General features: G+C 34.3%; 23 protein-coding genes. All 23 read left to right on the top strand.

Annotated features, from left to right (window positions below):
• Positions 1 to 4 precede the first annotated feature (4 nt).
• The 23 genes from CAB05_RS04075 to rbfA all read left to right on the top strand — a co-directional run bounded on the left by CAB05_RS04075 (position 5) and on the right by rbfA (position 25,182).
• Positions 5 to 1,135, top strand: coding sequence for a protein-glutamate methylesterase/protein-glutamine glutaminase (locus CAB05_RS04075; RefSeq protein ID WP_087998525.1), 1,131 nt, complete (start codon positions 5 to 7; stop codon positions 1,133 to 1,135).
• Between the two features lie 15 nt (positions 1,136 to 1,150).
• Positions 1,151 to 3,169: a chemotaxis protein CheA gene (locus CAB05_RS04070; RefSeq protein ID WP_087998524.1), complete on the top strand. Its 2,019-nt coding sequence runs from the start codon at positions 1,151 to 1,153 to the stop codon at positions 3,167 to 3,169.
• 18 nt (positions 3,170 to 3,187) lie between these two features.
• Complete coding sequence (locus tag CAB05_RS04065) at positions 3,188 to 3,652, top strand: chemotaxis protein CheW (protein ID WP_213087725.1); 465 nt, start codon at positions 3,188 to 3,190, stop codon at positions 3,650 to 3,652.
• Positions 3,652 to 4,293: a chemotaxis protein CheC gene (locus CAB05_RS04060; RefSeq protein WP_087998523.1), complete on the top strand. Its 642-nt coding sequence runs from the start codon at positions 3,652 to 3,654 to the stop codon at positions 4,291 to 4,293. The genes CAB05_RS04065 and CAB05_RS04060 overlap by 1 nt, the downstream gene beginning before the upstream one ends.
• Complete coding sequence (locus CAB05_RS04055) at positions 4,286 to 4,783, top strand: chemotaxis protein CheD (protein ID WP_087998522.1); 498 nt, start codon at positions 4,286 to 4,288, stop codon at positions 4,781 to 4,783. The genes CAB05_RS04060 and CAB05_RS04055 overlap by 8 nt, the downstream gene beginning before the upstream one ends.
• A 22-nt stretch (positions 4,784 to 4,805) precedes the next feature.
• The gene (locus CAB05_RS04050; protein WP_087998521.1) at positions 4,806 to 5,573 is read left to right on the top strand and encodes a FliA/WhiG family RNA polymerase sigma factor; all 768 of its coding nucleotides are present in this window, start codon (positions 4,806 to 4,808) and stop codon (positions 5,571 to 5,573) included.
• A 273-nt stretch (positions 5,574 to 5,846) separates the two neighbouring features.
• Positions 5,847 to 6,413 (top strand): hypothetical protein, encoded by a 567-nt coding sequence (locus CAB05_RS04045; protein WP_087998520.1) that lies wholly within the window; start codon positions 5,847 to 5,849, stop codon positions 6,411 to 6,413.
• A gap of 158 nt (positions 6,414 to 6,571) precedes the next feature.
• Positions 6,572 to 7,270: a 30S ribosomal protein S2 gene (rpsB, locus tag CAB05_RS04040; protein WP_056470859.1), complete on the top strand. Its 699-nt coding sequence runs from the start codon at positions 6,572 to 6,574 to the stop codon at positions 7,268 to 7,270.
• Positions 7,271 to 7,395: 125 nt separating this feature from the next.
• Complete coding sequence (tsf, locus tag CAB05_RS04035; protein WP_087998519.1) at positions 7,396 to 8,280, top strand: translation elongation factor Ts; 885 nt, start codon at positions 7,396 to 7,398, stop codon at positions 8,278 to 8,280.
• A gap of 92 nt (positions 8,281 to 8,372) precedes the next feature.
• A complete protein-coding gene (gene pyrH / locus CAB05_RS04030; protein ID WP_087998518.1) occupies positions 8,373 to 9,095 on the top strand; it encodes a UMP kinase in 723 nt (240 codons plus the stop codon).
• A 3-nt stretch (positions 9,096 to 9,098) separates the two neighbouring features.
• The gene (gene frr / locus CAB05_RS04025) at positions 9,099 to 9,656 is read left to right on the top strand and encodes a ribosome recycling factor (RefSeq protein WP_087998517.1); all 558 of its coding nucleotides are present in this window, start codon (positions 9,099 to 9,101) and stop codon (positions 9,654 to 9,656) included.
• A gap of 193 nt (positions 9,657 to 9,849) precedes the next feature.
• Positions 9,850 to 10,629: an undecaprenyl pyrophosphate synthase gene (gene uppS, locus CAB05_RS04020; protein WP_087998617.1), complete on the top strand. Its 780-nt coding sequence runs from the start codon at positions 9,850 to 9,852 to the stop codon at positions 10,627 to 10,629.
• Positions 10,630 to 10,646: 17 nt separating this feature from the next.
• Complete coding sequence (locus CAB05_RS04015; RefSeq protein ID WP_087998516.1) at positions 10,647 to 11,435, top strand: phosphatidate cytidylyltransferase; 789 nt, start codon at positions 10,647 to 10,649, stop codon at positions 11,433 to 11,435.
• A gap of 33 nt (positions 11,436 to 11,468) precedes the next feature.
• Complete coding sequence (gene dxr, locus CAB05_RS04010; RefSeq protein WP_087998515.1) at positions 11,469 to 12,620, top strand: 1-deoxy-D-xylulose-5-phosphate reductoisomerase; 1,152 nt, start codon at positions 11,469 to 11,471, stop codon at positions 12,618 to 12,620.
• 13 nt (positions 12,621 to 12,633) lie between these two features.
• Positions 12,634 to 13,890 carry an RIP metalloprotease RseP gene (gene rseP, locus CAB05_RS04005; protein WP_087998514.1) on the top strand — a complete coding sequence of 419 codons (1,257 nt, stop codon included), beginning with the start codon at positions 12,634 to 12,636 and terminating at the stop codon, positions 13,888 to 13,890.
• Positions 13,891 to 13,913: 23 nt separating this feature from the next.
• Positions 13,914 to 15,611: a proline--tRNA ligase gene (locus tag CAB05_RS04000; RefSeq protein ID WP_087998513.1), complete on the top strand. Its 1,698-nt coding sequence runs from the start codon at positions 13,914 to 13,916 to the stop codon at positions 15,609 to 15,611.
• A gap of 117 nt (positions 15,612 to 15,728) precedes the next feature.
• Positions 15,729 to 20,036 carry a PolC-type DNA polymerase III gene (locus CAB05_RS03995; protein WP_087998512.1) on the top strand — a complete coding sequence of 1,436 codons (4,308 nt, stop codon included), beginning with the start codon at positions 15,729 to 15,731 and terminating at the stop codon, positions 20,034 to 20,036.
• Positions 20,037 to 20,278: 242 nt separating this feature from the next.
• Complete coding sequence (gene rimP, locus CAB05_RS03990) at positions 20,279 to 20,752, top strand: ribosome maturation factor RimP (RefSeq protein WP_087998511.1); 474 nt, start codon at positions 20,279 to 20,281, stop codon at positions 20,750 to 20,752.
• Between the two features lie 16 nt (positions 20,753 to 20,768).
• Complete coding sequence (gene nusA, locus CAB05_RS03985) at positions 20,769 to 21,890, top strand: transcription termination factor NusA (RefSeq protein WP_087998510.1); 1,122 nt, start codon at positions 20,769 to 20,771, stop codon at positions 21,888 to 21,890.
• Positions 21,891 to 21,898: 8 nt separating this feature from the next.
• Complete coding sequence (gene rnpM, locus CAB05_RS03980; RefSeq protein ID WP_087998509.1) at positions 21,899 to 22,168, top strand: RNase P modulator RnpM; 270 nt, start codon at positions 21,899 to 21,901, stop codon at positions 22,166 to 22,168.
• Positions 22,165 to 22,464, top strand: coding sequence for a YlxQ family RNA-binding protein (locus CAB05_RS03975; protein WP_087998508.1), 300 nt, complete (start codon positions 22,165 to 22,167; stop codon positions 22,462 to 22,464). Before rnpM ends, CAB05_RS03975 begins: the two co-directional genes overlap by 4 nt.
• Positions 22,465 to 22,487: 23 nt before the next feature.
• On the top strand, positions 22,488 to 24,665 hold the full coding sequence (gene infB / locus CAB05_RS03970) for a translation initiation factor IF-2 (RefSeq protein WP_087998507.1): 2,178 nt from the start codon (positions 22,488 to 22,490) through the stop codon (positions 24,663 to 24,665).
• A gap of 169 nt (positions 24,666 to 24,834) precedes the next feature.
• On the top strand, positions 24,835 to 25,182 hold the full coding sequence (rbfA, locus tag CAB05_RS03965; RefSeq protein WP_087998506.1) for a 30S ribosome-binding factor RbfA: 348 nt from the start codon (positions 24,835 to 24,837) through the stop codon (positions 25,180 to 25,182).
• Positions 25,183 to 25,227 lie beyond the last annotated feature (45 nt).

Here is a 25,227-nt window from a genome sequence, read left to right as displayed (position 1 = left end):
TTAATTGAAAAAAATTAATGTTCTTGTCGTCGATGATTCGGCTTTCATGAGGAAGATGATTGGCAATATATTATCATCTGATGAAGGCATTCATGTAATTGGTACAGCAAAAACCGGTAAGGAAGCAATCGAAAAAGTAATTCAATTAAAGCCTGATGTAGTAACACTTGATATTGAGATGCCTGTCATGAATGGTTTAGATGCATTAAAAGTCATCATGAAAGAATGTCCAGTGCCAGTAATTATGTTATCAAGCTTAACGCAAGAAGGTGCAACAAGTTCATTTATCGCTTTAGATAACGGAGCTGTTGACTTTGTTCCAAAGCCATCTGGAGCCATTTCATTAGATATTGAGACGGTTTCGGAACAAATTATTAAAAAGGTGAAAATGGCTGTAACGGTTAACTTGAATAAATTACAGTTACCGAAACAAACACCAAAACTACCTATTCGTAAAATTAGTAAAGTTCCAGCTGTAGTTGAAGAGACAAAAATACCAGTCAAAAATGAAAATAAGGTACAAATTGCCAAACCAACAGATACAAATGTGTTCACCAAACTAAGTAATAGAATTGTATGCATTGGTACGTCTACAGGTGGGCCACGAGCACTCCAGGAGGTTTTAACAAAGATTCCTAACGGATTCCAACCACCGATTCTTATCGTGCAGCATATGCCAGCGGGTTTTACAAACTCCTTGGCAATTCGATTGGACAAGCTATCTGCAATTCATGTGAAAGAAGCAGAAAATGGTGAAAGAGTAACAAATGGAACAGCTTACATTGCCCCTGGTGGTTTTCATATGAAAGTGATCCAAAAAAATAATGAATTATTGATAGAACTATCTGAGGAACCACCTAAAAATGGTCATCGTCCTTCAGTTGACGTATTGTTTGAATCAATTAGTAGTTTAAAAAACTATGAAATTACTTCAGCAATCTTAACCGGTATGGGAGCAGATGGTGCCAAAGGTATGAAGTTAATAAAACAGCAATGTAAAGGCACAACAATCGCAGAATCAGAAGAAACATCGGTTGTTTTTGGGATGCCAAAAGCAGCAGCATTATTAAATGTAGTAGATGAAGTAGTACCTATTCAACTAGTAGCTGACACCATAATTAAACATTCCAAATAATAAGGGAGTAAGACTATGGAACTAAATCAATATTTAGATTTATTTATAGATGAAAGCAGAGAACATTTACAGAATATTAATGAGAATTTATTAGAACTTGAAAAAGAACCTACTAATTTAGCGATTGTAAATGAAATCTTTAGAAGTGCACATACTTTAAAGGGTATGTCCGCAACGATGGGATATGAAGATTTAGCAAATTTAACACATCAAATGGAAAATGTTTTAGATGCCATTCGAAATAATAAAATCTCTGTAAGTTCATCTATATTAGATGTGGTATTTCAATCAATTGATGATTTAGAAGCAATGGTTGAATCAATTAGTACTGGTGGAGACGGTAAAAGAGATGTAAAAGAAATCGTGCTTAAGTTAGCAGCGATCGAAAAAGGCACAGAATTTGTAGAAGAAACAAATGAAGTGAAAAATGAATCTGATCAATTGACTCTAAGGTACGATGAATATGACTATACCGTTATAGAGCAATCGGTGGATCAAGGCTTTAATGTATTTGAAATTAAAGTAGAATTAACAGCATCATGTATTTTAAAAGCAGCTCGATCGTTTATGGTTTTCGAATCATTAGAACAAAATGGAGAAATTCTAAAAAGTAATCCCTCAGTTGATAAATTAGAAACTGAGCAATTTGATGCCGTTTTTTATGTTACATTTATTACAAAAATCGATAATTCAGAAGTAAAAAACGTAATAATGAAAATTTCTGAGATTCATAATGTTGAGATTACTAGCTTTGATCTAAACCGTATTAAACAAGAAAATGAACAAAAAGAAGTAATGAACGAAATTGCTGCAGCAAAAAAAGAAGTTGCTGTAACGGTTGCTCCAGAAAATGAGCAAAAAAATAAAGCAACGGCTCAAAGTAATAGTAAAACGATTCGTGTAAATATTGAACGCTTAGATATTCTTATGAATTTATTTGAAGAACTTGTCATTGACCGTGGAAGACTCGAGCAAATTTCTAGAGATTTAAGTCATGGTGAGCTACAGGAAACAGTAGAAAGAATGACACGTGTATCTAGTGATTTACAGAGCATTATCTTAAATATGCGAATGGTACCAATCGATACAGTATTTAACCGATTCCCACGAATGGTTAGACAATTATCAAAAGACTTAAATAAGAAAATCGATTTACAAATTATCGGTGCTGAAACTGAGCTTGATCGTACGGTAATTGATGAAATTGGGGATCCATTAGTTCATTTAATTAGAAATGCGCTTGATCATGGAATTGAAAAACCTGAGGTTCGTGTTTCAAAAGGTAAACCTGAAACGGGTACTGTTGAGCTGAAGGCTTTCCATAGTGGAAACCATGTCTTTATCGAAGTTAAAGAAGATGGAGCTGGAATTAGCCGCGAGAAAGTACTTGAGAAGGCAATTAAAAATAAAATTGTTACTGAACAACAAGCTTCTACATTAACAGATAAACAAGTTTTCGAATTGATCTTTGCATCAGGTTTCTCTACTGCTGAAGTATTATCTGATATTTCAGGTCGTGGAGTAGGCTTAGATGTAGTAAAAAGTAAGATTGAATCATTAGGTGGGACAGTATCGGTTGATTCTATTTTAGGACACGGCACTACATTCTCAGTTCAATTACCTTTAACACTTTCAATTATTTCAGTTATGTTAGTTGAGCTTCAAAAAGAGAAGTACGCAATCCCATTATCTTCAATCATTGAAACAGCGTTTATTAAAAAGACAGATATCATGAGTGCACACAATCAAAAAGTAATCGATTTCCGTGGGAAAGTCGTACCACTGTTGTTTTTAAATGATTTATTTAATGTACCAGTTGAATCAGAAAATAACACAGATGGAATATCAGTTGTCATTGTAAGAAAAGGTGACAAACTTGCTGGTTTAGTAGTTGATTCATTTATTGGACAACAAGAAATTGTTCTTAAATCTTTAGGAAATTATTTAACAAATGTTTTCGCAATTTCAGGAGCAACTATATTAGGTGACGGTCAAGTAGCATTAATTTTAGATTGTAATGCATTAATTAAATAACTGTTAGGAGATAAACGTATGATGTCTCAAGTAGAAAAAGTAATTGTGTTTGATTTAAATAATGAGGAATACGGAATACCGGTTAAAAACGTAAAGTCGATTGAAAAAATTCAATTCATTACACGAGTTCCAAAAGTTAACAATTTTGTTAAAGGTGTTATTAACTTACGAGGAGTAGTTACACCGATCATTGATCTACGTCTTCGTTTTAATTTAGAAGAAAAAGAATATAATGAGCGCACGCGTATCATTATTGTAACGTTTGAAGATAAAGAAGTAGGATTTATCGTAGATTCTGCTAATGATGTAATTGATATTCCAAATGATTGTGTTGAAAGTGCACCTGAAGTAGTTGGTGAACAAGTACATGATTATATTGAAGGAATTGCAAAATTAGATAAAAGACTTCTTATTATTTTAGATTTAGAAAAAGTTTTAGATATAAATGATGATGCAGAAATGAACGTTGTTGAGGTTAAATAATGTCCTTTCAAGAACAGATTAAATCCCTGCAACTAGATATTTTAAAAGAAATAGGAAATATCGGAGCAGGGCACGCTGCTACTGCTCTGTCAAACCTATTAAATACGAAGATTGATATGAGTGTACCAAATGTTAAGATTATGCCGTTTAACGATATGATGGAACTTGTTGGTGGTGCTGAAAATGTCGTTGCTTCTGTCTACTTCCGCATAGAAGGTGAAGCACCTGGTAGTATGTACTTTGTAACAAGCCTTGAACAAGCTTCAAATATCATTAAACAATTAACGCACGACCCTAAATTTCAAATAGAAGATCTTGAACAAAATCCGATAGCTGGATCTGTATTACAAGAAGTTGGAAATATATTAATAGGTTCATATTTATCATCCTTTTCAGATTTTACTAATTTAAATATTTATCCTACTGTACCAGCACTTGCAATCGATATGTTTGGAGCAATTATTTCATACGGTTTAATTGAAATAGGACAATTTAGTGACGAAGCAATCGTCATCGATACGATTTTCTTTTCCGATGAAGATAAGGAAAATGAGGAATTAAATGGACATTTCTTCTTACTTCCTGATCCTGATAGTTTTGAAATAATTTTCAATTCGCTAGGTTTAGGTTCCAATGAGTAATCTTGTTCAAATTACAAAAATTGGTATCGCAGAAATGGGAGTTGTAAAGGGATCTCAAGCGATAAGAACATCTGGGTTAGGTTCGTGTGTAGGTGTAGTCATATATGATGATGAAAGACAAATAGGTGGTATGGTGCATGTCATGCTACCAGATTCAAGCCTAGCAAAGGAAGGTCAACTAAATAAGGCCAAGTTTGCTGATACGGCGATTAAAGAATTAGTAGATCACGTAGTTTTTAATGGTGGTAGAAGAGCTAATTTAAAAGCTAAACTAGCTGGTGGATCACAAATGTTTCAATTCAGTTCATCCAATGAAATGATGAGGATAGGTCCCAGAAACGTAGAAGCAGTATTACAACAATTAGAAAAACTTCAAATTCGAGTGCTGGGTTCAGATGTAGGAGGCAATAAAGGCCGAACGATTGAATTTTCACCAGAAAACTCACTATTGAACATAAGAATTGTAAATCAAGGTGTTATCATAATTTAGTAAGTAGCTGAGGTGAAAGACTGTGTCGCAAATCCTGAAAAATGATTCACATAGTTATTGGAAAAAGTGGATAGAAGATCGCGATATTCATGCTGGTGATGCTCTAATTCGGATCTATATGCCATTAGTTCATTTTCAAGTAAATAGAATATCTCAAAGCTTGCCTTCGAATGTTAACAGAGATGACTTACGAAGCTTTGCAATGATGGGATTATATGACGCTTTAGAAAAGTTTGACCCAAATAGGGATTTAAAGTTTGAAACATATGCTTCTATTAGAATTAGAGGTAATATTATGGACGGTCTTCGAAAAGAAGATTGGCTACCTCGAACTACTAGAGATAAAGCAAAGAAAATTGATTTTGCAATTGAAACGTTGGAGCAGTCATTACAACGTAAAGCAACGCCTGAGGAAATTGCTGAATATACAGGGTACTCTTCGAATGAAGTTGTAAATGTCGTTAACGATGTGTTTTTCTCGAATATGTTATCTGTTGATGAGCAGATTAAAGATGATGGAGATGGACAAGTTAATTTCATCCAAACTTTAAGAGATAATGGCACCTTAAATCCAGAAGAAGAATTACTAAAAGCTGAGCAAATTAAACAGTTGGCTGCTACGATTGTAACTGAATTAAATGAAAAAGAACAATTAGTGATCAGTTTATTTTATCATGATGAATTAACATTTACTGAAATCGGTACAGTGTTAAAATTGTCTACATCTAGAGTCTCACAAATACATGCAAAAGCAATTTTTAAACTTAGAGATTTTTTAAGTAAAAACTAGTTCAAACATTTGTCTCATATTTAGGCTGTTTTCCGTTCAATTGTTGATATGTAAGAAAACGTTAGTTGATTACAACACAAGGATACCCCATTTTTTCGTGGGGTGTGAGCTGAGCCTTCTTGCGGGCCTGCGGGGTCTTTAGCCTTCTTCGCATATCCTATAGGAGACTAGCACCTTCAGTTGTAATCAACTTTTGTCTTTGCCGTATCAGAGTCTAATAGCAACATCTGTTAGAAAATAGCTAAAATTTTACGATCTTGGGAAGTGAATTGATTGACTGTACTAATTATCTTTTGTTTTATATTATTTTTATTATTATGTGTTTGGAATGTTTATTTAACAATGCAATTATCTAAATACAAAGAAATTGAAACTTCTTTATTTCAAATTAAACAGGAAACAGAAGATGTACTCTATTCATTTATTGAAGAATGGAAAGAGGAAAATGAACAATTTTTGAATAAATTAAGCGATAATTCCAATAATAATAAGCAGGTCGAAAAAGCTCCACCAATTAATAGAAATGAATCTTTCGTTTCTAAAAAACCAAATCTAGTTAAGAGATTTGATTTTGTAGAAAAACAAACAGAAATAGATTATAAAGATCTACTATTAAATGAAAGTGATCAAAACAATATTTCTGAGCGAATACAAAATCGTGAAAAACTAGTAGCAGAAAGCGTTAAACCTACTGAAAAACTAGCACCAGATAGGCCTTCAAATAGCCTGTTAGATGAAATCATTTCTATGAAAAATGATGGACTAACTACGGATGAAATTGCGAAAAAGCTGGATAAAGGGAAAACAGAAATAGAATTAATGTTGAAACTTCGACAATAATTTTTCTAATTTACTTGATAAAACAATCTAGCTATGCTATAGTAGTCCATGGTGTTATTACACACGCTTGCCGATTTTCTTATTGGTGCTACCCAGTTTGGGAGTGATAGGAGAAGACGACGTGAGCGGAGGAAAAAGAACCATTAGGAGGAAATAAAATGTCAGTAATTTCTATGAAGCAATTATTAGAAGCTGGTGTTCACTTCGGTCACCAAACTCGCCGTTGGAACCCAAAAATGAAACGTTACATCTTCACTGAGCGTAACGGTATCTACATCATCGACCTACAAAAAACAGTTAAAAAGGTTGAAGAGTGTTACAACGTAATGAAAGGTATCGCTGCTGAAGGTGGAAACATCCTTTTCGTTGGTACTAAAAAACAAGCTCAAGAAGCTATCAAAGATGAGGCAATCCGTTCTGGAATGTACTTCATCAACCAACGTTGGTTAGGTGGAACTTTAACAAACTTCCAAACAATCCAAAAACGTGTTAAGCGTTTAAAAGATATCGAAAGAATGCAAGAAGATGGTACTTTCGAAGTATTACCTAAAAAAGAAGTTATCCAACTTAAAAAAGAATTAGAACGTCTTGAAAAGTTCTTAGGCGGAATCAAAGACATGAAGCAACTTCCAGATGCATTATTCGTTGTTGATCCTCGTAAAGAGCGTATCGCAGTTGCTGAAGCACGTAAGTTAAACATTCCAATCATCGGTATTGTTGATACTAACTGTGATCCAGATGAAATCGATCACGTTATCCCAGCAAACGACGATGCTATTAGAGCTGTAAAACTTCTTACATCAAAAATGGCAGATGCGATTCTTGAAGCGAAACAAGGCGAAGAAACAACTGCTTAATGAAGTTAAAGGTGATAAGAGGGTTTAGCCTTTTATCACCTTTTTTTAAGGTTTAATTCTATAATAGAATGTTTACCTTTTTAAACTATTGAATAAAATAAGCTTACATATAGGAGATGAATAATATGGCAATCACTGCACAAATGGTAAAAGAATTACGTGAAAAAACTGGCGCTGGTATGATGGATTGTAAAAAAGCGTTAACAGAAACAGACGGAAATATGGATCAAGCGATTGACTACCTTCGTGAAAAAGGTATCGCAAAAGCTGCTAAGAAAAACGATCGTATCGCTGCTGAAGGTTTAACTTTCGTAGAAGTTTCTGGAAATGATGCTGTTCTTTTAGAAGTAAACTCTGAAACAGATTTCGTTGCTAAAAACGAAGGTTTCAAAGAATTAGGTGCTGCTTTAGCAAAACACATCGTTACAAATAAACCTGCAACTGTTGAAGAAGCTTTAGCTCAAACAATGGCTGATGGTGAAACAGTAGAAACTTTCATCAACCACTCAATCGCTAAAATCGGAGAAAAAATCTCTTTACGTCGTTTTGCATTAGTTTCAAAAACAGATGCAGATGCATTCGGTGCTTACTTACACAGTGGCGGACGTATTGGTGTTCTTACATTAGTTGAAGGAACTACTAAGGAAGAAGTAGCAAAAGACGTTTCAATGCACGTTGCTGCAATCAACCCTAAATACATCTCTCGTGATGCTGTATCTCAAGAAGAAGTTGAGCATGAGCGCAACATCTTAACTCAACAAGCATTAAACGAAGGAAAACCTGAAAATATTGTTGCTAAAATGGTTGAAGGCCGTATTGGTAAATATTTTGAAGAGATCTGCTTATTAGATCAATCATTCGTTAAAAACCCAGACGTAAAAGTTGGCCAATTCGTTAAAGCTGCTGGCGGAACTGTTAAATCATTCGTTCGCTATGAGGTTGGAGAAGGCTTAGAAAAACGTGAAGATAACTTTGCTGAAGAAGTAATGAATCAAGTAAAAGGTAACTAATAAGTTACTTTGAATGAAAATAGGGGACACTTAGTGTTCCCTATTTTTTAAAGCAAGAGAATACATAGGTATGTACGTAAATGGAGGGAATTATGAGTAGAGCAAAGTATAATCGCGTTGTATTAAAACTTAGTGGTGAAGCATTAGCTGGTGGACAAGGATTTGGTATAAATCCTGCAGTAATTAAATCGATTGCAGAACAAGTAAAAGAAATAGCTGAACTTGATGTAGAAGTAGCAGTTGTAGTTGGTGCAGGAAATATTTGGCGTGGTAAAACAGGTAGTGAGATGGGAATGGACAGAGCGACAGCAGATTATATGGGTATGTTAGGTACTGTAATGAACTCATTAGCACTTCAAGATAGCCTTGAAACATTAGGTGTACAGTCTCGTGTACAATCATCAATTGAAATGCGTCAAGTTGCAGAACCATACATCCGTCGTAAGGCAATTCGTCATTTAGAAAAGAAACGTGTTGTGATTTTCGCTGCTGGTACAGGAAATCCTTACTTCTCTACTGATACAACAGCTGCATTACGTGCTGCTGAAATCGAAGCGGACGTTATTTTAATGGCTAAAAATAATGTAGATGGTGTATACACTGCCGATCCTTCAATTGATAAAACTGCAGTTAAATATGAAACACTTACATACTTAGATGTATTAAAAGAAGGTTTAGGCGTAATGGACTCAACAGCTTCTTCATTATGCATGGACAACGATATTCCACTAATTGTCTTCTCAATTATGGAAGAAGGTAATATTAAACGTGCCGTACTAGGCGAAAATATTGGAACAATTGTAAAGGGGAAATAACTCATGTCAAATCAAATCATTTCTTTAGCAAAAGAAAAAATGACAAAAGCAGTTGCTGCGTTTTCAAGAGAATTAGCTACAGTCCGCGCAGGACGTGCAAATCCAGCTATATTAGATCGTGTAACAGTTGAATATTACGGTGCACCGACACCACTTAACCAAATGGCTAACATTTCAGTACCAGAGGCAAGATTATTATTAATTACGCCTTACGATAAAACAGTAATCAACGATATGGATAAAGCGATCCAAAAAGCTGATTTAGGTTTAAATCCATCAAATGATGGTACGGTTATTCGTATTACTTTCCCACCATTAACTGAAGAACGTCGTCGTGATTTAGTTAAGGTAGTAAAAAAATCAGCAGAAGATGCAAAAGTTGCAGTTCGTAATGTACGTCGTGATGCAAATGATGATCTGAAAAAATCTGAAAAGAATGGCGATATTACTGAGGATGAATTACGTGGCCTTGTAGAAGACATTCAAAAGCAAACTGATTCTCATATCGAAAAAATTGATGCAATTACGAAAGATAAAGAAAAAGAGATTATGGAAGTTTAATACTTCTGTATTGAAGGTATATCATACTTTAGCGCTTAGAATTGTTACAAAAATTTTCGAATATTAGTATTTAAAATTTTCGTTTATATCATATAATTAATTAACTAAGCGCTTTTGAGTAAAAAGACCCTCTGTTTAAGGGGGTTTTTTTACTCAATAATGTAATTTGATGTACTTAAACGGAGGATTAAAAATGTTTAAATTATTTTCTTTCTTGAAAAGAAATAAGCAAGAGATAAATGTCCCTCCAAATTCGCAATTAATTGGGGAAGATGGAGTCATACCGGAGCATGTTGCCATCATCATGGATGGTAATGGAAGATGGGCACAAAAAAGGAATTTACCTAGAATTAAAGGCCATTATGAAGGAATGAAAGTCGTTCGAACAATTGCAAGAACTGCTAGCAAACTAGGTGTGAAAACGCTAACGCTTTATGCATTTTCAACGGAAAATTGGAAAAGACCAAAAACAGAAGTTGAATTTCTAATGAAATTACCACAAGAGTTTTTAGGTACATTTTTACCTGAACTAATTGAAGAGAATGTTCAAGTTAGATTAACAGGGAATAGAGAACAACTTCCAAGTTACACTTTAGATGCAGTATTAAAAGCGGTAGATGATACGAAGAATAATACTGGAATGATTTTAAATTTTGCATTGAACTATGGATCAAGAGATGAAATTATTACAGCGGTTAAAAAGATTTCTTCAGATGTTTTGGATAATAAAATAAATAAAGAAGAAATTAATGATGAGTTATTCGGAAAGTATTTAATGACGAATGATTTAAAAGATCCGGATTTATTAATTCGTACAAGTGGTGAATTAAGGATCAGTAACTTTATGCTATGGCAAATTGCTTATTCGGAATTATACTTTACGAATGTATTATGGCCAGATTTTACAGAAGAAAGCTTTATTGATGCGATAAAGGAATATCAAAATAGAGCACGAAGATATGGTGGTATTTAAGAAAGCGGTGAACGAAATTGAAGCAGCGAATACTTACAGGAGTTATAGCTGGAGCACTTTTTTTAGGATTAGTAATATTTGGTGATTGGCCTTTTGGACTACTAGTATTTGCACTAGGTACGATTGGATACTATGAACTGATTAGAATGAAAAAGTTAAATCTATTTAGTGCACAATCTGTACTTGGATTACTTTTAACATGCGTAGCAATTACACCAAAACAAGTGTCAGATTCGATTTTACCAGTTCAAATAGGGAAAACCGAAGTGGCAATTGTACTAATCCTATTACTTTTATCATATACGGTGATTACAAAGAATACATTTACTTTTGAAGATGCTTCTTTCATCGTACTAAGTAGTTTTTACGTAGGGTTTGGATTTCACTTTATGTATGAATTAAGGAACATGGGTATTGAAGACTTCTTTTTCCCATTATTTGTAATCTGGGCAACAGACTCAGGTGCATATTTTATTGGAAAATCAATGGGGAAATCAAAGCTATGGCCAGATATTAGTCCAAACAAAACAATTGAAGGATCTATAGGCGGGATATTATGTGCCGTTGTAGTTGCGATAATTTTGTCGAATGTGTTAACTTTAGATTATTCAATGCTATATTTAATTTTAGTATCAATTTTAGTATCAATTTTTGGACAATTAGGTGACCTTGTTCAATCTGCATATAAGAGATATTACGGGATTAAAGATTCAGGGAAACTACTTCCTGGCCACGGTGGAATTTTAGATAGATTCGACAGTATTATCTTTACATTACCTATTGTCTATTTACTATTTGTAATTTAGCATTAGTTTTTTGTGTATAAGGAGACGTACCATATGAAGAAAATCAGCTTACTTGGAGCCACTGGTTCGATCGGCATACAAACTCTTGATATTATTCGAAACCAATCAGATGATTTTGAGTTAGTAGCATGTTCTGCTGGCAAAAATATCGAAGAATTATACAAAATTATTTTAGAATTCGAACCAAAACTAGTTTCAGTTGCAGGTAAAGAAGAAGCTGACAAGTTGATGAATTTAAAAATTCCTGCGAATACAAAAGTTCTTTATGGTGAAGAAGGATTGATTGAGGTTGCAGTTCACCACGAAAGTACGATTTTAGTGAACGCTGTAGTTGGAAGTGTAGGATTAGTTCCTACTATGAAGGCAATCCAAAACAGAAAAACAATTGCTTTAGCAAATAAAGAAACATTAGTAACTGCAGGACATATTGTCATGGCAGAAGCAGAAAAATACGGGGTCTCAATATTACCTGTTGATAGTGAGCACTCAGCGATATTTCAATGCTTAAATGGTGAAAATCAAAAAGAAATACATAAGTTAGTCATCACAGCTTCAGGCGGTAGTTTTCGAGATAAAACAAGAGAACAATTAAAAAATGTAACTGTTGAAGATGCCTTAAACCATCCAAATTGGTCAATGGGTGCAAAAATTACGATTGATTCTGCAACTATGATGAACAAAGGATTAGAAGTAATTGAGGCACATTGGTTATTTGATATGCCGTATGAGAAAATTGAAGTGATTCAACATCGAGAGAGTGTTATTCACTCAATGGTAGAGTTTGATGATGGTAGTGTTATGGCACAGTTAGGAACTCCTGATATGAGGGTACCAATTGCATATGCACTGAATTATCCATCTAGAAAACCGATTCACCAACACAAACCACTTGATTTGATTCAGTTTGGAAAGCTTCACTTTCAAGAAATGGATTTTAACAGATTTAAATGTTTAGCATACTCTTATCATGCAGGAAAAGTAGGTGGAAGTCTTCCAACAGTACTGAATGCTGCTAATGAAGAAGCAGTAAGTGCTTTCCTACAGAAAAAAATATCATTCTTACAGATTGAAAATTTAATTGAAAATGCTCTGGAAAAACACGAGTGTATTAGCAAACCTTCGTTAGAAGAAATTCGTATAATTGATGAGCAAACTAGACAATTCGTTTCATCACAAATAAAGTAAGGGTGGTCATATCATGAATACAGTAATTGCGTTTATTGTGATCTTTGGGGTACTAGTATTCTTTCACGAATTAGGTCATTTATATTTTGCAAAACGAGCAGGGATATTATGTAGAGAATTTGCAATTGGATTTGGTCCAAAGGTCTTTTCATTTTATCGCAATGAAACAACTTATACGATCAGACTACTTCCACTTGGCGGTTATGTAAGATATGCAGGAGAAGACCCTGAAATGGTACAAGTAAAACCTGGGTCTCATATCGGTTTACAATTTAATGACCACGGTGAAGTTTCTAAAATTGTCGTGGATCAATTTGATCGTTTTGCTGATCTTCGATTTATTGAAGTAGATTCAATTGATTTAGAGCACAAATTAGAAATTATCGGTATTGAAGAAGGAAATGAAGAGCTATCTACAATACGTGTAAATGAAAAAGCTTTTATTTATAGCGAGGGACAAGGTCATCAAATTGCACCTTATAATCGACAATTTAATAGTAAATCAGTCGGGAAAAGAGCAATTGCTATTTTTGCTGGACCTATGATGAACTTTATTTTGGCTCTATTTATTTTTATCCTTTTAGGATTGCTTCAAGGTACACCAATTGATGATGCAAAAATTGGTGAATTACTACCAAAAGGTGCAGCTTCAACAGCTGGCTTAAAATCAGGAGATACAGTGTTATCAATTGATAATAAAGAAGTAAGTAAATGGGCTGAAGTGGTTAAGATTGTAAGAGAAAGTCCTGAAAAAGAATTATTATTTGAAGTGAAACGAAACGATGAAGTTATTTCAATTCCAGTTACACCTAAAGCAGAAAAAATAGATAACAAAGTAAATGGTTTAATCGGTGTATATGCACCAGTTGAAAAGAATGTTTTATCATCTATTAAATATGGTGTAACAGAAACAATTGGATGGACGAAGGAAATCGTATTTGCTGTAGGTCAATTAGTGACTGGTAAATTCTCGATTGATAGTCTATCGGGTCCAGTTGGTATTTATCAAGTTACAGATCAAGCGGCACAATCTGGCATTTTCTACTTGATGAAATGGGCGGCATTCTTAAGCATTAACTTAGGGATTATGAATTTGCTACCTTTACCAGCTCTTGATGGAGGAAGATTAACATTTTTCGCAATCGAAGCATTACGCGGTAGACCAATTGATCGTCAAAAAGAAGGCGTTGTTCATTTTATTGGATTTGCATTATTAATGTTATTAATGATTATTGTTACATGGAATGATATAAAAAGATTATTTATGTAGAAAGAAATTTGAGGTGAATTTTTTTGAAACAAAGTATAGTGTTTAGCCCAACTCTTAGAGAAGTACCATCAGATGCAGATATTAAAAGTCATCAACTTTTACTAAGAGCCGGATTTATTAGACAAAACGCTTCTGGTATTTATAGCTTTCTTCCTTTAGGGAATAAAGTTCTTCAAAAAGTAGCAAATATTGTGCGTGAAGAAATGAATAATGCAGGTGCGATGGAAATGTTAATGCCTGCTTTACAAGCTCAAGAATTATGGGAAGAATCGGGAAGATGGGATAATTTCGGACCTGAATTGATGCGTTTACGTGATCGTCATGGCCGTGGATTTGCCTTAGGGGCAACACATGAAGAAGTTGTTACTTCAGTTGTACGTGATGAATTAAAATCATATAAAAAATTACCGATTACACTATATCAAATTCAATCTAAATTCCGTGATGAAAAGCGCCCTCGTTTTGGTTTATTACGTGGACGTGAATTTCTGATGAAGGATGCATATTCATTCCATGCATCACAAGAAAGTTTGGATGAAGTTTATGATCGTTTATTTACTGCATATAGCAATGTGTTTAGACGTTGTGGCTTAAATTTCAGAGCAGTTGTTGCCGATTCTGGTGCAATGGGTGGAAAAGATACTCACGAATTTATGGTATTATCTGAAATCGGCGAGGATACAATTGCATTTTCAACAGAATCAGATTACGCTGCGAATATTGAAATGGCACCAGTTGTTACAGTCTATGAACAAACTGATGAAAAAATGGACGAGGTACAAAAAGTATCTACGCCAAATCAAAAAACAATTGATGAAGTGATTGATTATTTAAACTTACCAATTGAAAAAAGCATTAAATCAATCATCTTCAAAGCAGACGAAGAATTTGTTCTAGTACTTGCTAGAGGTGATCATGAAATAAATGATATTAAATTAAAAAATTACTTAGGTGCACATTCTGTTGAATTAGCTACTAAGGAAGAAGTAAAAGAATTAATGAATTGTGAAGTCGGTTCATTAGGTCCAATTGGTGTAAAACCAGATTTAATGATTTTAGCTGATAATGCAGTTCAAGGGATTGTAAATGGTTGCTGTGGCGCAAATGAAGAAGGTTACCACTATATCAATGTCACTGTAAATCGCGATTATACTGTAAAAGAGTTTGTTGATTTACGCTTTATCCAAGAGGGTGACCCATCACCAGACGGAAACGGTGTCATTCAATTTGCTAAAGGTATTGAGGTTGGACATGTTTTCAAACTTGGTACAAAATATTCAGAATCTATGAATGCAACATTCTTAGATGAAAATGGTAAATCAAATCCGATTATTATGGGATGCTATGGTATTGGCGTATCACGTACATTAGCTGCAATTGTGGAACAATTTAATGATGAAAAAGGAATTGTCTGGCCAAAAAATCTAGCTCCATTTGATGTACATGTTATCACAGTTAATACTAAAAATGATGAGCAAGTACAATTATCAGAAGACATTTACAAAATGCTAAAAGAAAATGGCCATGATGTTCTAGTTGATGATAGAAATGAACGAGTAGGTGTTAAATTCGCTGACGCTGATTTATTTGGTATTCCTGTACGTATTGTAGTAGGAAAACGTGCGCCTGAAGGAATTGTTGAATTAAAAACTAGAGATGGTCAATATAGTAAAGAAGTAGAAATTTCTAACCTTATGAATGAATTAAATATGTTAAAATAGAATAGCTAAGTTCATACGCTAAAAAAAGGCGTTAAAACAAAACAAATAAAGTACCTCTTTTTAGAGGTACTTTCTGTTATGTATTCACATTTGTAATATTCGAAGGTTGGTGAAAAAATGGGACAAACTCGACAGGAACGTTTTCAGCTTTTATTAGATCAGCTTCAATTTCCGCAAGAATTTCGTGAAACGTATTTTAACAACGGGGAAATCGTAAATCTTGAGGTTAATAAAAGCGAAAGAAAATGGCAGTTTACATTTAAAATTGAAAATGTTTTACCTTTTGCTACGTTCCAAATATTCGTTACGAATTTATTAAGAACTTTTAAACATATAGCAGATATCTCTGTCGTTATTAAAACTGATAATACAATTGTTGAGGAGCAAAAAGTAATCGATTATTGGTCTTATATGATTCAATCGGTTGATTCAAAATCACCGATCCTCCATCATATTGAAAGTGCAATCCCTTCGGTTGAAAAAAATAAAGTTTGCATTAATTTAAATAGCGTCATTGAAGAAAATGCATTTACAAATAGATACGCACCACAGCTTCAAGAACTTTATCAAAATGTCGGCTTTCCAAAGTTGTTTTTTGAAAATAAGATAAACGATAATATTGAAGAAAAAAATGTATTCCTTGAGAAAAAAGCAGAGGAAGATCGAAAGCGTGCAATGGAAGTACTCGTTGAATTAGATAAACGTGAAGCCGAGGAAGCTGACGGAGAAGAGCCACAAGGTCCATTAGTTGTCGGTTATTATATTAAAGAAAACGAGATTAATACAATTTCATCAATAATAGAAGAAGAAAAACGAGTAATAATACAGGGCTATGTTTTTGATTCTGATGTACGTGAATTAAAAAGCGGCCGTGTATTAATTACATTTAAAATAACTGATTATACGAGCTCAATACTTGTTAAGATGTTCTCACGAGATAAAGAAGACATACCGATGCTTAATAAAATTAAAAAAGGTATGTGGTTAAAAGTTAGAGGGTCTGTCCAAAATGATACATTTGTACGCGATTTAGTCATGATTGCGAATGATATTAATGAAATAACACCTGATGAACGTAAAGACGAAGCACCAGAGGGAGAACGTCGAATCGAATTGCATGCTCATACTCATATGAGTCAAATGGATTCAGTCGTATCTGCGGGTGATTTAGTGAAACAAGCAAGTAAATTTGGCCACGAAGCAATTGCGATTACTGATCACGCTGTAGTCCAATCTTTTCCAGAAGCGTTTGGAGCAGGTAAAAAGCACGGGATCAAAATTTTATATGGTGTAGAAATCAATTTAGTGAATGATGGTGTCCCAACAGCATATAATCCTTCTCATGTTTCTTTAGATGATGCAACTTATGTTGTATTTGACGTTGAAACAACAGGACTTTCTGCTGTATATGACACGATTATTGAATTAGCAGCTGTAAAAATTCATAATGGTGAAATAATAGACCGCTTTGAACGATTTGCAAATCCGCATCATCCTCTTTCTGCTACAACGATTGAATTGACTGGTATAACGGATGAAATGGTGAAAGATGCACCTAATGTTGATGTAGTTTTACGTGAATTCAAAGAATGGATGGAAGATTGTATATTGGTTGCACATAATGCATCCTTTGATATGGGCTTTATCCAAATGGGATTCAAAAAATATGAGATTGGCATTACTGAAAATGGCGTAATCGATACACTAGAACTTGCGCGAAATTTATATCCTGATTTCAAAAATTTCCGTTTGAATACACTTTGTAAAAAATTCGATATTAATTTAACACAACATCACCGTGCAATTTATGATGCTGAAGCAACAGGCTTCTTAATGATTAAAATGTTAAAAGATGCAGCGGAACAAGGTATGAATTACCATGATGAATTAAATAACAATATGGGTAAAGGTGATGCATATAAACGTGCTCGTCCATCACATGCAACATTGTTAGCTACAAACGAAGTTGGACTTAAAAACTTATTTAAACTAGTTTCTTATTCTCATATTCATTATCATCATCGCGTAGCGAGAGTTCCAAAATCTTTATTAGTTAAACATCGAGAAGGTTTATTAGTAGGGTCGGCTTGTGATAAAGGTGAAGTATTTGAAGCAAGTGTGCAAAAGTCACCTGAAGAAGCAGAAAAATTAATGGAATTCTATGATTATATAGAAGTCATGCCACCTGAGGTCTTATTACACTTAGTTGAGTTAGAAATCGTTCGAAATGAACAGCACTTAAGAGAAGTCATTACGAAATTAGTGAAAATGGCTGAAAAAGCGGAAAAGATTGTCGTAGGTACTGGGAATGTTCATTACCTACAAAAAGAAGATCAAATTTACCGTAAAATTCTAATTGGTTCGCAAGGCGGAGCGAATCCTTTAAACAGACATCGTTTACCAGATGTTCATTTTAGAACGACGGATGAAATGTTAAAGGCTTTTGCATTCTTAGGTGATGAAAAAGCAAAAGAAATAGTAGTAACAAATACTCAGAAGATATCTAGTTTAATAGAAGATATCAAACCAATTAAAGACGATCTTTATACTCCTAAAATTGAAGGAGCGGAAGATGAAGTCCGTAATATGAGTTACAGTATGGCTCGTTCAATCTATGGCGAAGATTTACCTGAAATTGTAGAAGCTAGGCTTGAAAAAGAATTAAAAAGTATTATAGGACATGGTTTTGCGGTTATTTATTTAATTTCACATAAGCTTGTTAAAAAATCATTAGATGATGGTTATCTAGTAGGGTCACGTGGTTCTGTAGGTTCGTCACTGGTCGCAACAATGACAGAAATTACTGAAGTAAATCCATTACCACCACATTATGTATGTCCGAATTGTAAACACTCGGAGTTTTTCAATGATGGTTCTGTAGGTTCAGGTTTTGATTTACCAAATCAAGATTGTCCTGAATGTGGAACTGCTTATAAGAAGGATGGTCATGATATTCCGTTCGAAACATTCCTTGGATTTAAAGGGGATAAAGTACCCGATATTGATTTGAACTTTAGTGGTGAATATCAACCAACCGCTCATAACTATACAAAAGTACTATTCGGAGAGGATTATGTATATAGAGCTGGTACAATCGGAACTGTTGCAGATAAAACTGCCTATGGATATGTAAGGGGCTATGCGAATGATCACAACTTAATGTTAAGAGGTGCTGAGTTTGATCGTTTAGCAATGGGATGTACTGGCGTAAAAAGAACATCAGGACAGCATCCAGGTGGTATTATCGTTGTTCCAGATTATATGGATATTTATGATTTTTCTCCAATCCAATTTCCAGCAGATGATGTAAAATCTGAATGGAAAACAACACATTTTGATTTCCATTCTATACATGATAACTTATTAAAGCTTGATATACTTGGACACGATGATCCTACAGTTATCCGTATGCTTCAAGACTTAAGTGGGATTGATCCAAAAACAATCCCGACAGATGACCCAGAAGTAATGAAAATCTTTGCTGGCCCAGAACCACTTGGTGTAACAGAAACTCAAATCGGTTGTAAAACTGGGACATATGGGATACCAGAATTTGGTACAAAATTCGTACGACAAATGTTAGAAGAAACAAAACCATCTACGTTTTCTGAGCTAGTGCAAATTTCGGGTCTATCACATGGTACAGACGTTTGGCTAGGAAATGCATCTGAATTAATAAATAGCGGCACTTGTACACTATCAGAAGTAATTGGTTGTCGTGATGATATAATGGTTTATTTAATTTATCAAGGACTGGAACCATCACTAGCATTTAAAATAATGGAATCTGTTCGTAAAGGTAAAGGTGTACCACCAGAGTGGGAAGAAGAAATGAGAAATAATAAAGTGCCAGCATGGTATATTGATTCATGTAAAAAAATCAAGTACATGTTCCCTAAAGCCCACGCAGCTGCCTATGTATTAATGGCTGTTCGTATTGCTTATTTCAAAGTTCATCATCCAATTCTTTATTATGCTGCTTATTTTACAGTTCGAGCTGAAGATTTTGACATCGAAGCAATGGTAGCCGGACCTAGTACGATTAAAGCAAAAATAGAAGAAATCGCCATTAAAGGTTTAGATGCTTCTGTTAAAGAAAGAAGTTTAATGACTGTTCTTGAATTAGCTTTAGAAATGTGTGAACGAGGGTATTCTTTTGAACGAATGGATTTATATAAATCAAGTGCAGATGAATTTTTAGTGAATGGAAATAAATTAATCCCTCCATTTAATGCAATTCCTGGTTTAGGAACAAATGCGGCAAAAAATATTGTTTTAGCTAGAGAAAATGGCGAATTTTTATCGAAGGAAGACTTACAACAAAGAAGTAAGATTTCAAAAACAGTTCTTGAATATTTAGATAAACAAGGCTGTTTACAAGATTTACCTGATCAAAATCAACTATCCTTATTTGACGGGTTTTAACAGTTTGCAAAACTTGGGAATTATGGTATAGTTAGTACAGATGTAATTTTAGCGCGGGAATTTCTTTAAGAGCAGGGGCAACCTGCTCTTTCTTATTACCCTAAAGACCCGATTCATCTTTTTCGTATTAATTGTCAAAGTTTTTACTAACGATTTTTACGTAAATTGGAAATACTAAAGATAATTTCCCTGCTAAATAGCAGGGAATTTTCATCTTGTAATGTTTGGAAGGAGGATTCTTCTTGAGTAAGAAGGTCACAGAGGTTGTTACTGAATTAGCACAACCAATTATAGAACAACTAGGATTAGAATTAGTTGATGTCGAATACGTAAAAGAAGGAAAAGACTGGTTCCTTCGAGTATTTATAGATAATGAGTCTGGAATTGATTTGGAGCAATGTGCTGCGGTGAGTGAAAGACTTAGTGAAATTTTAGATGAAAAAGATCCAATTGAAAATCTATACTTTTTAGATGTTTCTTCGCCAGGTGCTGAACGTCCATTAAAGAAAGAACAAGATTTTTTAAAGGCAATTGGAAAGCAAGTTAATATCAAGACATATGAACCAATTCAAGATGAGAAGAAATTTGAAGGTAAATTAATTTCTTATTCTTCTGAGGAAGTTCAACTTGAATTAACGATTAAAACAAGAAAAAAAATGATTACAATACCAACGCAAAAAATCGCAAGTGCAAGGCTTGCTGTGACGTTTTTCTAAGTAGGGGGTACTTTTAATGAGTTCGGAGTTAATAACAGCACTGGAAATTATTGAAAAAGAAAAAGGAATAAGTAAGGACGTAGTAATTGAAGCGATTGAAGCAGCTTTAATTTCTGCTTACAAACGTAATTTTAATCAAGCACAAAACGTTCGAGTTGACTTTAACTTACATAATGGATCAATTCGTGTTTTTGCTAGAAAAGAAGTAGTTAGCAATGTGTTTGATACACGTTTAGAAATTACTGTTGAAGAAGCTCGCCAACACAATCCAAACTTTATCGTTGGCGACATTATTGAATTAGAAGTAACGCCTAAAGATTTTGGTCGAGTTGCTGCTACAACTGCGAAACAAGTCGTAACTCAACGAGTACGTGAAGCAGAACGTGGTGTCATTTACTCAGAATATATTGATCGTCAAGAAGATATGATGACAGGTACAGTTCAACGTATCGATTCTCGTGCAATATATGTAAACTTAGGCAAAATCGAAGCAGTACTTCCTGTGACAGAGCAAATACCTACAGAAAAATATAAAATCCATGATAGAATTAAAGTATTTGTAACAAAAGTTGAGAAAACTTCAAAGGGTCCTCAAATTTTTGTTTCACGTACTCATCCTGGTCTTCTAAAACGCTTATTTGAAACAGAGGTACCAGAAATTTATGATGGTATTGTAGAAATTCGATCTGTTGCTCGTGAAGCAGGAGACCGTTCTAAAATCTCTGTATATACAAGTAATTCAGATTTAGATCCTGTAGGTGCTTGTGTTGGACAAAAAGGTCAACGTGTACAGTCGATCGTAAACGAATTAAAAGGCGAGAAAATCGACATTGTTCGTTGGTCTAGTGATCCAGTTGAATTCGTTGCAAATGCATTAAGCCCTTCACAAGTTATTCAAGTACTTGTTAATGAAGAGGAAAAAGCAACAACTGTAGTAGTACCTGATCATCAACTTTCTCTTGCAATTGGAAAAAGAGGTCAAAACGCACGTTTAGCTGCACGTTTAACAGGTTGGAAAATTGATATAAAATCACAATCTGATGCAGATAAACTTGGTATTGATTATCAAACATCAACTCCAGTACATGCTTCAAAAGATGAGTATGATGCTTACGCTGAAGACTTTAATGAGGAGTGAGTCAACTCATGAATCGAAAAATTCCGTTACGTAAGTGTGTAGTTACACAAGAAATGAAACCTAAAAAAGAATTAATTCGTGTTGTTCGTTCTAAAGAAGGGGAAGTTTCAATTGACCCATCAGGTAAAAAATCTGGGCGTGGTGCTTATCTTACAAGGTCAGCAGAAGTTGTAAAACTAGCCCAGCAAAAAAATACATTGGAACAACAATTAAATGCAAAAATTGATTCAAATTTATATGAAGAACTTTTGGCTTTTGTTGAACAGGACAAAGTATGAGTAATAAAGGATTGTCCTTATTAGGACTTGCAGCTAGAGCTCGAAAAGTGGTTTCAGGTGAAGAATTAGTTGTTAAAGAAGTTCAGCAAAAAAGAGCCAAACTTGTTATCTTATCAAAAGATGCTTCTGAATTAACAGCAAAAAAAATCAGAGATAAGACAACTTTTTATAAGACACCACTTGTGTTTGTTGAAAATCGTTATGATTTAGGGCACGCTATTGGGAAAGACGCTCGCGTGGTCGTTGCAATTACTGATCCAGGATTTGCGACAAAACTTCAGACATTATTAAATTAATGGACTAATCTGGGGGTGAACGTATGACGAAAATTAGAATTTATGAGTATGCTAAAAAGCAAAATGTTTCAAGTAAAGAAATTATTGAAAGACTCAAGGATTTAAAAATAGAAGTAAAAAATCATATGGCCACAATTGCTGAGGATATTGTTGAAAAATTAAATAGTAGTTTTCAACCAAAGTCTGTAGAGGTAAAACAACCCCAAAAAGCAGCATCAAAACCTTCTATTAAGGTAATACCTGCGTTAAATTTTGAAACAAGTGATGAACTTGATATTGAAGTAGACTACCAACTAGAAGACACAAAAGTGAAATCAAAAAAGAACAGTAATAAAAAGAAAAAGACTGATAGCCAAAAGCAAAGCAGTCAAAATGAAGATCGACAAACGAATGGGAATAAGAAAGGCAACCAAAATATGAATCATAAAAACAACTCAACTGAGAACAATTCAAATAAAATCGTTTTCTCAGGTTCTTTAAAAGTATCTGAGCTTGCAAAAAAATTAGGTAAAGAACCATCTGAATTAATTAAAAAATTATTTTTACTTGGAATTATGGCAACAATTAATCAAGACCTTGATAAAGACACGATTGAATTACTAGCTAGTGATTATGGTGTTGAAGTAGAGGAAGAAGTTATTGTTGACGATTCTGATTTCGAAAGCTTTATTGATGAGGAAGATGATGAGTCTCAATTATCAGAACGTCCTCCTGTTGTAACAATTATGGGTCACGTTGACCATGGTAAAACGACATTACTTGACTATATCCGTAAATCAAAAGTAACTGCTGGTGAAGCAGGTGGTATCACTCAGCATATTGGTGCATACCAAGTTGACATTGAAGGTAAGAAAATTACTTTCTTAGATACACCAGGTCACGCTGCATTTACAACGATGCGTGCTCGTGGAGCTCAAGTAACTGATATCACAATTATTGTTGTAGCTGCTGATGACGGTGTTATGCCTCAAACAGTGGAAGCAATTAACCACGCAAAAGCGGCAGAAGTACCAATTATTATTGCAGTTAATAAAATGGATAAAGAAGCAGCAAATCCTGATCGCGTAATGCAAGAACTAACTGAATATGGTTTAGTTTCTGAAGCATGGGGTGGAGACACAATCTTCGTTCCAATCTCTGCATTAAACGGTGAAGGTGTAGATCAATTATTAGAAATGATTCTTCTAGTAAGTGAAGTAGAAGAATATAAAGCAAACGATACTCGTAAAGCAGTTGGTACTGTAATCGAGGCTGAGTTAGATAAAGGTAAAGGTTCTGTAGCTACACTTTTAGTTCAAAATGGAACATTAAAAGTTGGTGACCCAATCGTAGTTGGTACATCATTTGGACGTGTACGTGCAATGGTAAATGATTTAGGTCGTCGTATTAAAGAAGCTGGTCCATCTACTCCTGTTGAAATTACAGGATTAAATGAAGTACCTCAAGCAGGTGACCGCTTTATGGTATTTGCTGATGAAAAACGTGCTCGTCAAGTTGGGGAAGCTCGTGCATCTAAAGCAGTTCTTGAACAAAGAAGTGAAAGCTCAAAATTATCACTTGAAGATTTATTTGCACAAATTCAAGAAGGTAATGTAAAAGAAATTAATTTAATTGTTAAAGCTGACGTTCAAGGTTCTGTAGAAGCAATGGCTGCATCTCTACAAAAAATTGAAGTTGAAGGCGTTAAAGTTAAAATCATTCACACTGGCGCTGGTGCAATCACTGAATCTGATGTTATTTTAGCATCTGCATCAAATGCTATTATTATTGGATTTAACGTACGTCCAGATGTAAATGCAAAACGTACTGCGGACTTAGAAAATGTAGATATTCGTCTACACCGCATCATTTACAAAGCAATTGAAGAAATCGAAGCTGCTATGAAAGGTATGTTGGACCCTGAGTTTGAAGAGAAAGTTATTGGTCAAGCTGAAGTTCGACAAGTATTCAAAGTATCTAAAGTTGGAACAATTGCTGGTTGTTACGTAATCGATGGTAAAATTACTCGCGATAGTGGAGTACGTCTAATCCGTGATGGTATTGTTGTATTTGAAGGTCAACTAGACACGCTTAAACGTTTCAAAGATGACGTGAAAGAAGTTGCAACGAACTACGAATGTGGTATTACAATCGAAAAGTACAATGACATTAAAGAAGGCGACATCATCGAAGCCTACGTAATGGAAGAAATTAAACGATAAAAACGAAAAGCGGAGCAAGCTCGTTCAGCTCCGACAAGAATAAGACAAATACCGAACCATTCTGTAAAAAGATGGATTGGTTGAGTATAATAAATAATATCGAATACATTTAGTTAAACTAATGTATGTAAGCCAGAAATGTTTTGCTTTGTAAGATAGAGGTGAAAGTATGAAAGTTAGAGCACATCGTGTTGGGGAACAAATGAAGAAAGAACTTGGTGAAATTATCGGTAGAAAGATAAAAGATCCCAGAATTGGTTTCGTAACAGTTACTGATGTTCAAGTAACAGGAGATCTTCAACAAGCTAAAGTCTATATTTCTGTATTAGGTGACGATGAACAACGTCAAAATACATTAATTGGATTAGCAAAAGCAAAAGGATTTATTCGTTCTGAAATTGGTCAGCGTATTCGTTTACGTAAGACGCCTGAATTAATTTTTGAATTTGATGAATCAGTGGATTATGGTAACCGAATTGAATCATTGTTAACTCAAATTAACAAAGAAAATCAATAATAGTACTAGATGAAATGGATAGGCGATACTTCGTCTATCCATTTT

This window comes from Gottfriedia solisilvae (assembly GCF_002128405.1).
GTDB classification, from domain to species: Bacteria; Bacillota; Bacilli; order Bacillales; family Bacillaceae_G; genus Gottfriedia; species Gottfriedia solisilvae.
Note: the sequence above shows the minus strand (reverse complement) of the source record. Positions and strands in the feature narration are given on the sequence as shown.

Excerpts from the sequence above, each read along its gene's own strand:
- CAB05_RS04070 (WP_087998524.1), top strand. The coding sequence starts at position 1,151 with ATGGAACTAAATCAATATTTAGATTTATTTATAGATGAAAGCAGAGAA.
- CAB05_RS04065 (WP_213087725.1), top strand. The coding sequence starts at position 3,188 with ATGATGTCTCAAGTAGAAAAAGTAATTGTGTTTGATTTAAATAATGAG.
- CAB05_RS04060 (WP_087998523.1), top strand. The coding sequence starts at position 3,652 with ATGTCCTTTCAAGAACAGATTAAATCCCTGCAACTAGATATTTTAAAA.
- CAB05_RS04055 (WP_087998522.1), top strand. The coding sequence starts at position 4,286 with ATGAGTAATCTTGTTCAAATTACAAAAATTGGTATCGCAGAAATGGGA.
- rpsB (WP_056470859.1), top strand. The coding sequence starts at position 6,572 with ATGTCAGTAATTTCTATGAAGCAATTATTAGAAGCTGGTGTTCACTTC.
- tsf (WP_087998519.1), top strand. The coding sequence starts at position 7,396 with ATGGCAATCACTGCACAAATGGTAAAAGAATTACGTGAAAAAACTGGC.
- pyrH (WP_087998518.1), top strand. The coding sequence starts at position 8,373 with ATGAGTAGAGCAAAGTATAATCGCGTTGTATTAAAACTTAGTGGTGAA.
- frr (WP_087998517.1), top strand. The coding sequence starts at position 9,099 with ATGTCAAATCAAATCATTTCTTTAGCAAAAGAAAAAATGACAAAAGCA.
- uppS (WP_087998617.1), top strand. The coding sequence starts at position 9,850 with ATGTTTAAATTATTTTCTTTCTTGAAAAGAAATAAGCAAGAGATAAAT.
- dxr (WP_087998515.1), top strand. The coding sequence starts at position 11,469 with ATGAAGAAAATCAGCTTACTTGGAGCCACTGGTTCGATCGGCATACAA.
- rseP (WP_087998514.1), top strand. The coding sequence starts at position 12,634 with ATGAATACAGTAATTGCGTTTATTGTGATCTTTGGGGTACTAGTATTC.
- CAB05_RS03995 (WP_087998512.1), top strand. The coding sequence starts at position 15,729 with ATGGGACAAACTCGACAGGAACGTTTTCAGCTTTTATTAGATCAGCTT.
- nusA (WP_087998510.1), top strand. The coding sequence starts at position 20,769 with ATGAGTTCGGAGTTAATAACAGCACTGGAAATTATTGAAAAAGAAAAA.
- rnpM (WP_087998509.1), top strand. The coding sequence starts at position 21,899 with ATGAATCGAAAAATTCCGTTACGTAAGTGTGTAGTTACACAAGAAATG.
- CAB05_RS03975 (WP_087998508.1), top strand. The coding sequence starts at position 22,165 with ATGAGTAATAAAGGATTGTCCTTATTAGGACTTGCAGCTAGAGCTCGA.
- infB (WP_087998507.1), top strand. The coding sequence starts at position 22,488 with ATGACGAAAATTAGAATTTATGAGTATGCTAAAAAGCAAAATGTTTCA.
- rbfA (WP_087998506.1), top strand. The coding sequence starts at position 24,835 with ATGAAAGTTAGAGCACATCGTGTTGGGGAACAAATGAAGAAAGAACTT.